The organism is Psychrobacter piscatorii (genome assembly GCF_904846415.1).
GTDB classification, from domain to species: Bacteria; Pseudomonadota; Gammaproteobacteria; order Pseudomonadales; family Moraxellaceae; genus Psychrobacter; species Psychrobacter piscatorii.
In genome coordinates this window covers 36450-51138 of record NZ_CAJHAR010000010.1, presented here as the reverse complement: position 1 = coordinate 51138, position 14689 = coordinate 36450, and the positions used below count along the sequence as shown (strand labels likewise).

11 protein-coding genes are annotated in these 14689 nt (G+C 43.1%); all 11 read right to left on the bottom strand.

Annotation, left to right across the window (positions count from 1 at the left end):
* Nucleotides 1-295: 295 nt before the first annotated feature.
* Nucleotides 296-1984, bottom strand: coding sequence for a 30S ribosomal protein S1 (rpsA, locus tag JMX83_RS06375; protein ID WP_201599784.1), 1689 nt, complete (start codon nucleotides 1982-1984; stop codon nucleotides 296-298).
* Nucleotides 1985-2274: 290 nt separating this feature from the next.
* Nucleotides 2275-3042, bottom strand: a complete 768-nt coding sequence (gene cmk / locus JMX83_RS06370; protein ID WP_201599783.1) for a (d)CMP kinase — start codon at nucleotides 3040-3042, stop codon at nucleotides 2275-2277.
* 188 nt (nucleotides 3043-3230) lie between these two features.
* Nucleotides 3231-3791, bottom strand: a complete 561-nt coding sequence (gene tadA / locus JMX83_RS06365) for a tRNA adenosine(34) deaminase TadA (protein WP_406947620.1) — start codon at nucleotides 3789-3791, stop codon at nucleotides 3231-3233.
* 12 nt (nucleotides 3792-3803) lie between these two features.
* Nucleotides 3804-4541 carry a uracil-DNA glycosylase gene (locus tag JMX83_RS06360; protein WP_201599781.1) on the bottom strand — a complete coding sequence of 246 codons (738 nt, stop codon included), beginning with the start codon at nucleotides 4539-4541 and terminating at the stop codon, nucleotides 3804-3806.
* Nucleotides 4542-4708: 167 nt separating this feature from the next.
* A complete protein-coding gene (gene clpA / locus JMX83_RS06355; protein ID WP_201599780.1) occupies nucleotides 4709-7255 on the bottom strand; it encodes an ATP-dependent Clp protease ATP-binding subunit ClpA in 2547 nt (848 codons plus the stop codon).
* A gap of 628 nt (nucleotides 7256-7883) precedes the next feature.
* The gene (locus JMX83_RS06350) at nucleotides 7884-8279 is read right to left on the bottom strand and encodes an ATP-dependent Clp protease adaptor ClpS (protein WP_227675762.1); all 396 of its coding nucleotides are present in this window, start codon (nucleotides 8277-8279) and stop codon (nucleotides 7884-7886) included.
* Between the two features lie 160 nt (nucleotides 8280-8439).
* A complete protein-coding gene (locus JMX83_RS06345; RefSeq protein WP_201599778.1) occupies nucleotides 8440-9306 on the bottom strand; it encodes a hypothetical protein in 867 nt (288 codons plus the stop codon).
* Nucleotides 9307-9409: 103 nt separating this feature from the next.
* Nucleotides 9410-10477, bottom strand: a complete 1068-nt coding sequence (gene argC, locus JMX83_RS06340; protein WP_201599777.1) for an N-acetyl-gamma-glutamyl-phosphate reductase — start codon at nucleotides 10475-10477, stop codon at nucleotides 9410-9412.
* A 148-nt stretch (nucleotides 10478-10625) separates the two neighbouring features.
* Entirely contained in the window at nucleotides 10626-11762 is a 1137-nt protein-coding gene (hemE, locus tag JMX83_RS06335; RefSeq protein ID WP_201599776.1) for a uroporphyrinogen decarboxylase, read from the bottom strand.
* Between the two features lie 204 nt (nucleotides 11763-11966).
* Nucleotides 11967-13139 carry a glutamate 5-kinase gene (gene proB / locus JMX83_RS06330; protein ID WP_201599775.1) on the bottom strand — a complete coding sequence of 391 codons (1173 nt, stop codon included), beginning with the start codon at nucleotides 13137-13139 and terminating at the stop codon, nucleotides 11967-11969.
* 78 nt (nucleotides 13140-13217) lie between these two features.
* The gene (gene cgtA / locus JMX83_RS06325; RefSeq protein ID WP_201599774.1) at nucleotides 13218-14420 is read right to left on the bottom strand and encodes an Obg family GTPase CgtA; all 1203 of its coding nucleotides are present in this window, start codon (nucleotides 14418-14420) and stop codon (nucleotides 13218-13220) included.
* Nucleotides 14421-14689 lie beyond the last annotated feature (269 nt).

Here is a 14689-nt window from a genome sequence, read left to right as displayed (position 1 = left end):
AAACTGATAGTAAGTTAAAACAGTGTTATCAATAGAAACTCTAATAGCTAAATCAATAATAGCTTATATCAGAATAGTCTACTTACAAAAGTTATATCGCAACTCTAAATACACTGTCGCTCACATCTCGTTACTCAATGTTGCAAATGATAGCGGATATTGAGGAAAATAGGAATAAGAGTTTCCTTATTTAGCCAAAAACCTTACCTATTAATACAAATATCAAAACTTAATCATAAAAAAAAGCGACCGAAGTCGCTTTCTTTATATTACTTTTATATCAATAACTTACAACTTACTGCATTTGCTCTTTGATCAAATCACCAATCGTTTTTGGCTGTGCATCAGAACCTGCAGCGGCAGTTGTGTTCGTGCTGCCAAGATCTTTGATCGCTTGACGCTCTTCAGCTTCGTCTTTCGCTTTGATAGACAAGTTGATGTTGCGTGTTTTACGATCAACGCTGATGATTTTTGCTTCAACGTCATCACCAACAGATAGATGCTTAGTTGCATCTTCAACGCGGTCACGTTGAATCTCAGAAGCGCGTAGATAGGCTTCAACTTCGTCAGCAAGCTCAATAGTAGCGCCTTTAGCGTCTACTTCTTTTACTTTACCATTAACGATAGCACCACGGTCGTTACCGACTAGGTATTCGTTGAATGGATCAGAGCTCAACTGCTTAACGCCTAGGCTGATACGGTTAGCTTCTGCATCTACAGACAATACCATAGCTTCTACAGTGTCGCCTTTGTTGTAGTTACGGATAGCATCTTCGCCAGTTTCGTTCCAAGAGATATCAGAAAGATGAACCAGACCATCAATACCACCGTCTAGACCGATAAAGATACCGAAGTCAGTGATTGATTTGATCGTACCAGTGATCTTATCACCGCGCTCATGTTTCTTATCAAACTCATCCCATGGGTTAGCTAGAGTTTGTTTGATACCTAGGCTGATACGACGACGTTCTTCGTCGATATCAAGAATCATTACTTCAACTTCATCGCCCACTTGAACTACTTTAGATGGGTGGATGTTTTTGTTGGTGTGATCCATTTCTGATACGTGTACTAGACCTTCGATACCTTCAGAAATCTCAGCGAAACAACCATAATCAGTCAAGTTAGTTACGCGAGCTTTAACAACACTACCCACTGGGTAAGTACCGCCAACGTTGTCCCAAGGATCAGTACCAAGTTGTTTTAGACCTAGGCTTACGCGATTGCGCTCACGGTCAAACTTCAATACTTTAACTTTTAGGTCTTGACCAACTTCAACAACTTCAGATGGATGCTTGATACGGCGCCATGCCATATCAGTGATGTGCAATAGACCATCGATACCACCTAGATCAACGAACGCGCCGTAATCAGTAAGGTTCTTAACGATACCTTCGATCTCGATGCCTTCTTCAAGCTTGTTCAATAGCTCTTCGCGCTCAGCTGAGTTTTCAGCTTCCATAACTGCACGGCGGCTAACAACAACGTTATTACGCTTTTGATCAAGTTTGATGACTTTGAATTCTAGCTCTTTGCCTTCAAGATGAGTCGTATCACGGATAGGACGTACATCTACCAATGAACCTGGTAAGAACGCGCGTACTGAACCGATATCTACAGTGAAACCGCCTTTAACTTTGCTTGAAATGATACCTTTTACGATCTCATCATTGTCAGCGATTTTTTCAAGGAAGTTCCAAGTTTCAACACGCTTAGCTTTTTCACGTGACAGCAAGGTTTGACCCATGCCGTTATCAACCGCTTCAACTACGACATCAACACTATCGCCAACTTCAACTTCAAGTTCGCCTTCTTCGCTTAAAAACTCTTCACGAGCGACGATACCTTCAGATTTCAGACCAGTATCTACTGTGATCCAATCGCTATCGATGGCCACAACAGTACCGTTGATAACCGAGCCACGCTCGATATCTAGGCCTGTTTCTTCGATGCTCGCTTCAAATAGTTCAGCAAATGATTCCATTATGTCTACCTTTGTATAGCCGTATCCTGTCCAGCACAGTACGGATCAAATTTATGATTGCATAAAACGAGAATACTGGTTTTATATCTTATGCAATCATATATAAAAACGTTTGTTGTTAATAAGCGCATATTTAAACTTGCTAACAACAACTGTCTTAATTTAATTCATTTTATCAACTGAGCCTAATAAATGATTAATCGTCAAAAAATACTAACTTCCAACTGTATAATTCTACATTAAAAACAGGGACTATAGGAAATTTTTTAGTACTTAATATGTTGTTTTTATTAACTATTAAAAAACAGCCCTTGATCTTGGCAATGTCTTTTTACTTGTTCGTAAACCGCATCAGCATCGAGCATTGAGCTATCAAGTAACAAAGCATCTGCTGCAGGTTTTGATGGTGCGGTGCTACGGTTCTCATCACGATCGTCACGTTCTTTAATCGTCGCCAAAATCGCGTCAAAATCTGCTGCTTGCCCAGCGTTAATTAGCTGGGCTACGCGGCGCTCAGCACGTGCTTCAGCGCTAGCGGTCAGATATACCTTAACATCCGCATCTGGAAACACAACCGTCCCCATATCGCGACCATCAGCGACGAGTCCTGAACGTGTCGCCATATCCTGTTGTAACGTAAGCAAAGCCTCACGAACTTTTGGAAATACTGCGATCTGCGACGCATAGCCGCCTACTGTCTCGTTGCGTACTTGATCACCTACCGCTTGTCCATTCACAATGATGTCTACACGCCCAGAATCATTATTTGGTACAAAGGCTATTTCCAAACTTTTCGTCAATGCTAACACTGCCGACTCATCGATTGGTTGGCTAGCATCTGCTGTGATCAATCCAGCTTCAAATGCTTTGAGTCCTACAATTCTATATAGCGCCCCAGAGTCTAATAGCTGATAGCCCAATATTTGAGCTAAGCGCCATGTGACCGTACCTTTACCAGCGCCACTAGGCCCATCGATACAGATAACCGGATAGCGTGCTAAATGGTCTGCACTATCATTTTTATTGAGTAGATCGTTATCAGATACGGAGACGGTCATAATACTTACTCAATAATAGTTGTTACCCATATAGCTGTCATGCAGTAGCAATGAAGCGATATTTACTGGTATATCAAATGCTTGACAGCAGGCTAAAAGATTCGCTACCAAATAGGGCGATATTATAGCAAAAAATCATCGCTATCACTAGCGCCCAGACTGATATCTTATTTATTAATCATTTTGAATTAAGCGCTGTTTTTATTCTGTTTCGCTAATCGCCTACGCTCACGAAAGAACGTCTTTAGCAATTGACTACTATGCTCGCCGCACAACCCTCTATGAACTTGGATATTGTGATTATAAAAAGGCTGCATTGATAAGTCCATCTGGCTGCCTACCATACCAGCGCGTGGCTCACTCGCCGCGTACACTAGCCTATCAACACGTGCGTGAATGAGCGCGCCAATACACATCGTACAAGGCTCTAGTGTCACGTACAAAGTTGTCTGTAGTGGCAGTCGATAATTTTGTAGACGCTGACAGGCCTCTCTCAACGCAACTATCTCAGCATGTGCCGTCGCATCATGGCAGCCAATCGGTTGATTGAACCCTTGACCAATGATCTGCTGATCATGCACCAATATAGCACCTACCGGCACTTCACCCAGCTTAGCGCCTTGGCTCGCTAGTCTAAGCGCTTCTTGCATCCATTTACTATCTTGCAATGTCCAAAACATAAGAGATGCAAATGGTATACCCTCAAGTTCGCTCGGCGCTAAAAAATAAGATGCTAAACTTCTATTCATAATATTTAGCATTTATTGCGGTAGCTGCCAGTCAATGGGCGTTTGGCCATATTGCACCAAGTAGTCATTTGTTTTAGAAAAAGGTTTAGTGCCAAAAAATCCACCACGGTTGGCAGCCAACGGCGAAGGATGCACGGCGGTCAAAATAAGATGTTTGTCGGTATCGATATACTTACCTTTCTTTTGCGCTTTACTGCCCCACAAAATAAATACGGTATGCTCTGTCTGCTCGTTGACCGCGTCAATGACTGCATCGGTAAATTGCTCCCAGCCTTTATTTTGATGACTGTTTGGCTCGCCTTCTCGCACAGTTAGTGAGCTATTAAGTAGTAGAACACCTTGCTGTGCCCAGTAAGTTAGGTCACCATGTTTTGAAGGTGCGATACCGATGTCATCTGCCATCTCCTTGAGCAAGTTGTTCAATGATGGCGGCTTAGGAATCGCTTTAGGAACAGAGAATGACAATCCCATGGCCTGCCCTGGCCCATGGTAAGGGTCCTGACCTAAAATCACCACTTTAACTTGCGATAAAGGCGTGAGATTAAGTGCATTGAACATCAGTGGCGCGGGTGGATAAATGCTATCCCCTGACTGATAAGCTTCTTTTAAAAATGCGCGTAGATTGTCCATATTTTCGGACGTTAACTCATCTGCTAATGCCGCCTTCCAATCTTCTGGCAGACGGACGTTGTCTAAAATGGCTTGTTTTTGCTCTGGTGTTTTAATTGTCGGCTCGTCAAACAACTCCATGGTATATCCTTTTATATTTATTATGAAATGAATGCTCAGTGATTGGCTTATTCTAAAGGCTAATAGTAACAAAAAACCGTATGAGCTTTGTTGATGAATTATAGCAACAAAAAAACGGCTACCGTAATGTTACGATAGCCGTTACTCTTATATTCAAACTAAATGTTTTAGCTAGCCACTGACTCAGAGTCTGAACGTGGCTCATGAGTTTCGACCACAGTCAAAACAATCCGACTATCAGGTGAACCTTTTTGCGAAGATTTATCTAACTTCACCGTATCAGTATCTTGCGTATCGTCAGTTTTAGGCGCCAAGGTCAAATGAACGACGCCACCATTTACCAAGTCACCGAACAAAATCATACTTGCCAATGGCTTTTTGATCTCATCCTGAATCAGGCGCTGCATTGGACGTGCACCCATGAGGCGGTCGTATCCTTTATCAGCCAGATAATCACGCACATCATCATCAATCTCTAACGTCACTTGCTTATCATCAAGCTGTACTTGTAGCTCGACCAAGAACTTGTCGACAACTGATACGACCACTGAGGTATCTAGTGGATTGAACTGGATAATTGCGTCTAGACGATTACGGAACTCTGGCGTAAAGACTCGCTTCAGCGACTCGGTATTATCACGGCTATGATCTTGCTGAGTAAAGCCCATAGAGGAGCGACTGATACTATCCGCACCAACGTTCGTCGTCATAATAATGATGACTTGCTTAAAGATAGCAACACGACCGTTATTATCCGTCAACGTACCATGATCCATCACCTGCAATAGCAAGTTGAAGACATCAGGATGCGCTTTTTCGATCTCATCAAGCAACAATACGCAATGCGGATGTTGATTGATTTTTTCAGTGAGCAAACCACCTTGATCATAACCAACATAGCCTGGAGGCGCACCAATTAGACGTGATGCGGTATGGGCTTCCATATACTCTGACATATCAAAGCGTACTAGCTCTACACCTAATAGATTGGCCAGCTGACGAGAGACCTCTGTCTTACCCACACCCGTCGGTCCTGCAAACATAAACGAACCAATTGGTTTGTCCGGTGCTTTTAGTCCTGCGCGAGACAGTTTTATCGCATCGGCAAGCGTTGCAATCGCTTCATCTTGACCAAACACTAAGTGCTTAAGATCACGGTCCAAGTGCTCTAAAATACTCTTATCATCACTCGATACAGATTTAGGTGGAATACGCGCCAATTTAGCAATGATAGCTTCGATATCTGCCACATCGATTTTCATCGGCGGTTTTTGCGCTTTAAAAGCTTTTGCACCATCAGTAGACTTGGCACGATCGTTCGCTTTAGCAGTTTTTGCTTCGTCCTGCATTTCGTTATCACTGTCTGCATCGCTATCGATACCTTCAACATCAGCATCGATCTGTGCATCAAAGTCTTGCTCTAAATCCGCAATAAAACTTTCCTCAGCTTCGATATCATCGACATCAGGAACGACACCTAAACGCTTATACGCACCTGCTTCATCGATCACATCAATGGCTTTATCAGGTAAAAAACGCTCGTGTATGTGCTTGGCTGATAATTGTACTGCCGTGACCAACGCTTCATCTGTATATTCAACATTGTGGAATTCCTCATAGCGAGGCTTGAGACCACGTAAAATATCGATAGTATCGTCTACACTTGGTTCTTTCACATCGATTTTTTGGAAACGACGTGATAGCGCATGATCTTTTTCAAACACTTGACGGTACTCGGTAAAGGTCGTTGAACCAATGCAGCGTAACTCACCGTTGGCAAGCGCTGGCTTGATCAAGTTCGATACGTCCATATTGCTGCTCATTGACGAGCCTGCGCCAATGATCATATGAATCTCATCGATAAAAAGAATAGCATTTGGCTTTTTCTTCAGCGCATCAAGCAATGACTTCATGCGCTTTTCAAAGTCACCGCGATACTTAGTTCCCGCAATCAATGAACCAATATCAAGGCTATAAATCACGCAACCATTAAGTGGCTTCGGTGCTTTATCATTGATAATCAACCATGCCAAACCTTCAGCGATAGAGGTTTTACCAACGCCAGGCTCGCCTACTAACAATGGGTTGTTTTTGCGGCGGCGGCATAAAACTTGAGCGGCACGTTCAATTTCAGAAGCGCGTCCAATCAATGGGTCTGTTTTGCCTTCAGCAGCACGTTGGTTTAGATTGGTTGCAAACTCAACCAGTGGATCTTTGCTGGTTTTTTCAGACGCACTGCGACGTTCACCAGTCATAGAAGCACGTTGCTCAGATGGCTCTTCTTTATCCTGGCCATGCGATAGATATTGGGTCAGCTCAAGACGGCTAATACCCTGTTTTTTAAGCAGATAAACCGCGTAAGTATCATGCTCTGAAAACATAGAAACTAAAATATCAGAGCCTTCTACCAATCGACCACCACCTATAGACTGCACATGAAAAATAGCGCGTTGCAAGATACGATCAAAACTTTGAGTTGGCTGCGGTGACTGCTCCGTGTCTACATCGACGGTTGGCGTATGCTTATTGATATACGCTTCAAGCTCAGACCGCAGTGCCGATACATTGGCATTACAGGCAGTCAGGGTATTGGCAGCGTGAGTATTTTCTAATAGCGCCAATAATAAATGTTCAACAGTAAGATACTCATGCGATTTTTGGCGCGCAAGCGTCATTGCTAAACGTAGAGAAACTTCGAGATGACGACTTAACATAACAACTTCCTACGGTTATATCTATCTTTATAATTGATAGTTTTATGAATGAGTTAGTAAGTAAATCAGGGCGATAGATTGATTGTTCAAGGGTAAGATTCGTATAATTAAAAATCATGGATATATCATTTGGACCATAGACTGTTTGACGAATGCTGTAATCTATCTATCAGTGAGCAGTGATTGTGATAATTCATAGTCGCTTTTCTTTATATCAACACGATACTTCGACAGAGTCAATCTATTAACACAGACTAAAGTGTATCAAAGCATACTATGAACACATAAAGAAGAATGTGAGAGCAACGATCAAAGCTTAAAGAGCTAATGTGGATAAAAGGTAAGTAGATGAACTAGGGTATTAATAACGAGTGTTCGAAAGGTTGTAAAAATTATTGAGAAGACTAGTTAGTATATAAGGATATATTATAATAAAATCAAGACTATAAGAGCGATATACTTGCTGACATGCTTAATCAAATATGGGTATATAAAGCAAGGCTGTAAAAATAGATGGCTTAGCTCACTTTGAGAGTGAGCTGCTATAACGATTAGATGAGAACAAAAAATTATTAGGTATGGCAGTGAGAGCTGATGTGAGAACAAGATATGGTGTCTTACTCTCTTTTTACTCGCCTTGATGTGGCTCGATTTGGGTCAATAGTGGATAGCCCTCACGATGTGCCAGACTATTTACTTTTTTGGCCTTAGTCTCAGCAATATCCTTGGGATAAATACCAGCAATACCTTTGCTACTATTGTGAATAGTCAGCATAATTTCTACCGCAGAGTCCATACTATGGCGGAATTCTGACTGCAAAATATAGACGACAAACTCCATCGGCGTGTAGTTGTCATTATACATAACCACCGCATACATAGGCGGTTTAGCAACTTCTGGCTCAGCAACCAGCACATCTGCTTGCGGCGACGTTTCACCCTCTGTGTCACCGTCCTGTGCGCGATGGGCAGGCATATTTGGAAAATGCCAATCAGCAACCGTTGGCGTAGCTTGTAATATCATTTTTTTCATCATAATCAAAGTATAATTATAAGGTAAGTTTGGAATAAGAGAGGTTAGCTAGGCAGGCGATGAAACATTAAGCACTATGACTATATATAGCCATGGTGCTTTGTTTTCAACTACATCATCGCTGTTTGGTATTTGTTAAGACTTGTATTTGCTAGGGAACAATTGGGCTTTCATCAACTTCTGGCAAGTCTAAAAGTGATGGTAGCATGTTATCAACATTATCACCGAGCTTCCAATCGTACAACTGCTCTACTGTTTGACCACCTGCTTGCAAGCTCAGCTTTGCTTGTAAAGGTTTAAAACCTGAGGGCATCATAAAACGACCGCGTATACGAACAATACCTTCGATCACATAACTTGCAGGATCTAAAGGCACTTCTACAAGGTCATCATTATTGAGTAACGTCAAAGTTGGCTGGAGTCGTTTGGCTTGACCGTCGCTACTGAGCATACCAATATCAAAACCATACTCAAAAGCATTTTCGGGCAGCGGCTCAATCTTAGCGCCCAATACTTGTAGCGGCATGCCACCTTTTTCAGCAATCACATCAGCATATATCTCATTAAGCTGTGAGACCTGCCTGTTTTCTACTGTCAATGATTGCTGGTTTTCACGCAGCTCTTTTAGGTTTGCGAGACTTATGGCCAGCTCTTGCTTGGCTGTTGCGGCTTGATTGGTCGCGATTTTATTACTAAGACGCAAGTCTTCTAGCGCTTTTGTCGCTTCGGTACCATCAATAATCGCTTGCTGGGCTTGCGTTTCCATTGAATGAAAACCACGTTGATAGCCCAGCTTATGTCCGAATAGCAATCCAGCCACGGCAGTCACTAATATCACCACGACAAATAGGGCCAATACTAATGTAGACGCGCCTCGTTGAGTGCTACCGATATCACTTATAAAACCATCTCTATTCTTGTCGGAATGCGTTTTGCACGCCAAACCATATAGAACAGAATCTTGACACGATAGACGTGATGACTTTAAAAAAAAGCGTCGTTCAAGCTTAACACGCATTTAGATGGTATCTCTTAAGAGTAAAGGCAAGTTATTATAGCGGAATTTATAATCAATACCTAGTACCATAAATATGAATGACTTAACGGCAAAAAAGCCGGCGTTAAGGTACGATAGGTGCAAAATTGAGTCCCATCGATTCATCAAATCCAAACATCACATTCATGTTTTGGACAGCCTGCCCTGCGGCACCTTTTACCAAATTATCTTGCACCACAATGACCGTCAGCTCAGCGCGCTCATTGTTCTGATGTACCGCGATACGTAAGCGATTACTAGCACGCACACTGCGCGTGTCTGGATAAATACCTTTTGGCATCACATCAACGAAACCTTCTGATGCATAGCTGTCCTCGAACGCTTGCTGCCAATCGATAGCCGCACCTGCGTCAGTCAGCTCCATATGAATCGAGCTCAGCATACCGCGTATCATCGGCACTAAGTGCGGTAAGAAGCGAATACGGTGTGTAAATTGGCTACCCAATAACTGCGCCACACCCTGCTCAATCTCAGGCAAGTGGCGATGACCTTCTACACTATAGGCTTTAAAATTATCCGTTGTTTCCGCATAATTAAGTGCCAGTGACGCTTGACGACCAGCACCTGACACACCAGATTTGGCATCGATGACAATACGAGACTCGACTAGTCTTTCTGCTTGCTCATTTTGTGCTTCAACAACAGGTTTCAAACCCAAAATCGCAGTAGTCGGATAGCAGCCAGGGTTACCGACTAATAAAGCGCTGGCAAGCTTATCACGATTGATTTCAGGCAAACCGTAAACCGCTGTCTTTAATAGCTCAGGACAAGCATGAGATTGTTTGTACCAGTGTTCGAACTCCGTCAATGACTGTAAGCGAAAATCAGCTGCCAAATCGATGACTTTCACGCCAGCTTGGGTCAACGCCTCTGCTTGCTTCATCGCAACACCATGCGGGGTCGCAAAAAATACAACATCACATTTTTGTAATGCCGCAAGCGTGTTGTCACCTAAGTCACTAAAAACGATATCTGAGATACCACGTAAGCTTGGGAATATTTCATCAGCGCGAGTACCAGCTTCGCTACGCGAGGTTAGCAAATCAATAGACACTTCAGGATGAGCAGATAATAAGCGAATAAGCTCAATACCTGTGTAACCTGTACCACCGACAATCGCTGCTGAAATCATAAATTATCCTTTATTCTTAGTAAGCACTCATTATATCTAATAAATTCTATATTTTTATCTAGCTCGCAAAGCCATATAGACAGTCTGTCAATCCTACCGTCTCTGAATACTATGGCTTTGAATACCATAGCTTTGAATACCGTGGCTTTTAGATCTTGTAGTCATGTACCGCATCGACAAATACTTTGGCATTGTCAGGATTCACCCACTGGGTAATACCATGACCTAAGTTTGCAATGTAGCCAGTTTTTTCGCCATTAGCATAGGCGCGATCAAGCATCGCATTCACTTCAGAGCGGATGGTGGCAGGTGATCCGTATAACGTTGCTGGATCTAAATTGCCTTGAATGGCTTTGCTGCTTTGTAGCTTCTTATGCTTTTTGGTCAACTCACGCTGGCTCTCAGTCAGTACTTGACGTGCGCGGTCAAGCGGCATCGTCCAATCTAGACCTAAAGCGTCAGCTTCGCTATCAGCCTGAATATCAAGCCATAACCCGCCACCTTTGGTAAATAATACCACTGGTACTTGTGGATGGCGTTGCTTTAGTTCAGCCACGATACGCTTGTTGTAATTGTGCGAAAACTCGATAAATTGACGATGACCAAGCGCCCCGCCCCAACTGTCAAATATTTGTACGATCTGAGCACCAGCTACGATTTGTGCATCAAGATAGTCAATGACCGAAGTCGCAAGCTTGTCTAATAGCTGATGTAAAAAATCAGGATTGCTATACAAAAAGCCTTTGGTATAACGATAATCCTTTGAACTACCACCTTCTATCATATACGTAGCAAGCGTCCATGGACTACCAGAAAATCCAAATAAAGGCACTTGACCATTCAATGCTTTACGAATGCTGGTCACAGCACGCATCACATAGTCAAGAGAATCATTAGGCTCAAGTACTGGCAATCTATCAAGATCGGCCTGTTCGCGAATCGGATGCTTAAACTTAGGACCTTCGCCAGTCTCAAAATATAAACCCAAGCCCATGGCATCAGGAATGGTCAAGATATCACTAAACAAGATAGCAGCATCTAAATCATAACGACGTAACGGTTGGAGCGTCACTTCAGTAGCACGATCTGTATCTTTGCACAGGCTCATAAAGTCGCCGGCTTCAGCGCGAGTGGCTTTGTACTCTGGTAAGTAACGACCAGCTTGGCGCATCATCCAAACTGGCGTGATATCGATGGGCTCAAAGCGTAATGCACGTAGCAGCCTGTCATTTTTTAGCGGTGCAAATTGCTGCTGAATCGAGTCACTCTTGTCTGAAGCACTCATGTACAAATCTCCAAAACAACACAGTATCCATATTTATTGATGGATATTGTGCTGGATAAAATAGGTTGAATAAAATAACAATAAATATTTATAAAGTATAAACAGTCTTGCTTAAGCTTGAAGCAAATCTCAAAAGCCTTTTATAGCTTACCTAAAATCATAGATAAGCTATAAAAGCAACAGCTGTGCTATATCATGAATACGTTATACGGTTATCGCGAGATTATCACGATGCACCATCACCACACGGTCTTCGTTACTACCAAAGATTTTGTCAAACTTCTCTGTACGCTCACGGGCAACACGATGCGCCTCATGCGATGAGAAATTTACCTGACCAACGGCTATACGCTCACCAGTGTCTTGATGAACAATTTCTACCACATCACCTTCATCAAAGCCGCCACGAACTTCTACAACACCTACTGGTAGCAAGCTTCTGTTATGTTCAGTCAATGCTTTTGCGGCACCTGCATCAACGACCAAGCTACCTGACATACGCAAATGCGCGGCAAGCCATTGCTTCCGAGCAATGATTTTATCTTCTTCATTAGTCGTCAGTAGTGTACCGACTGCCTCACCTGAGACAACACGAGTGATCACATCATCGATAGCACCGCTCACAATAACGGTTGGGCAACCACCCATCGCGGCAAGGCGACCAGCACGGATCTTAGTTAACATACCACCGCGTCCAAGCTTGCCACCGTCACCTGCGATATCAAATAAATAATCAGCCATGGCACGTTCTTGACGAATCATCTTAGCATCAGGATTGTCACGTGGGTTATCAGTGAACACACCTTCTTGATCCGTTAAGATAATGTACAAATCTGCATTAACCATCGCGGCTGCCATCGCACCCAACGTGTCATTATCGCCAAATTTAATCTCATCAATGGTAATGGTGTCATTTTCGTTAATAACCGGTAGTACACGCCATTCTAATAGTTGCGTCAGCGCGCCTGTGGTATTGAGATAACGGCTACGATTGGATAAGTCATCATGTGTCAATAAGAGCTGTGAGCTTTGAATACCATGCTGAATCAATGCTGACCACCATGTTTCAATCAGTCCCATTTGACCAATAGAAGCGCAGGCTTGTAATGCTGCCAGTTTTTTAGGGCGTTCCTCAAGGTCCATACGTACCACACCTTCAGCAACGGCACCTGACGATACCAGCAGCACTTCAACACCTTTTTTGTGCAGCTTAGCAATCTGCTTTGCCCACTCATATATGGCAGTACGATCCAACCCTCGACCATTATTCGTCAATAACGATGAGCCAATCTTGACAATAACGCGCTGAATATCAAAGTTGCGAGATTTTTTAACAAATCTTGCTTCTTCGGTCGTGTTTGCTATGCCATCTGCCATATAAACTCCTTTTTTTCATATCAATTGATTGTAGGGATTAAATTCACAATTCAAGTATAACCGCTTAAGCATACTAGCTTAAGGAACATACATTACCTCAACACCATCGTCGTCATCATCCAAATCGGACAAATCTAAGCCTTCACGCGCAGCTTTACGAGCGGCACGATACGCTTCACGCTGTGCTTCGGTGTTTAGACGCACTTCGGCTTCTAAACGCTCAAATCGCTCTTTCTGTGCTTCAGCGAATATAGGATCTTCTATTTCACGCTCGCGCTCAAGTTCAATATCATTCATTAAATGATATTTTACCGCATCAACACCTTCACCAGTCAGCGTTGCTGTACGGAAGACCATACCTGTCCAACCAAGCTCTGCGACGATATGTGTACAAAGCGCGTTCAAGTCTTCATCATTGACCTGATCGATTTTGTTTAATACCAAAATCTGCGGTAAGTTGGCCAATTCAGGTGAAAAACGCTCAAGCTCATTTAGGATAACGCGGGCGTTTTCAACCGGGTCGCTACCATCAACAGGCTTAACATCGACCAAGTGTAGCAGACGACGCGTACGCGCAACATGTTTTAAGAAGCGAATACCAAGTCCTGCGCCTTCTGATGCGCCTTCAATCAATCCAGGAATATCTGCCATCACGAACGAACGATGGCGACCAATATCAACCACACCCAAGTTTGGTACTAGCGTGGTAAATGGATAATCAGCCACTTTTGGTCTAGCAGCAGAGACTTGGCGGATAAAGGTCGATTTACCAGCATTAGGCAAACCAATCAAGCCAACATCAGCCACAACTTTTAGCTCAAACTTAAGAACTTTTAACTCACCTTCAAAACCAGACGTGGCTTTACGAGGTGCTTGGTTGGTCGAGCTTTTGAAATGGGTATTACCCAGACCACCATCACCACCTTTGGCAATCAGTAGTGTCTGGCCGATCTCAATCAAATCACCCAATACTTCGTCTGTCTCGGTATCAACGACCGTCGTACCAACTGGTACTGGTAAATAAAGATCATCAGAGCCCTTGCCTGAGCAGTTTCTGCTGTGGCCATTCTCGGCTCGCATAGCGTCATGACGACGGGTATAGCGATAGTCAACTAGAGTATTGGTGTTATCCTCTGCAATGACATAGACGTCACCGCCCTTACCGCCATCGCCACCATCAGGTCCACCACGTGGGACATATTTTTCTCGGCGAAAACTGGCGATTCCGTTACCACCGTCACCTGCTTTTACCGTTACGACGGCTTCATCAATAAATCGCATCTTACGTTCCTTAATTCACAATCCAGTCTATAAACTGGTTACAACCAACGGTTGTATTTTAGGGTTTTGCTATATTGTTGCGGCACAACGAACACTTTATAAATAGTAATTTTACTTAGTGCCCATGATGACAATAACACCCGATAATCAATCGGACTATCGGGTGTTTAAGTATGACAGTTAAAGTGATACCAAGCTATGCAAAGTAGAGTCTATTGCAGCATAATCTTTAAAGTGATTATGCTTTGAGAAGCTTAGTATGACGTTAT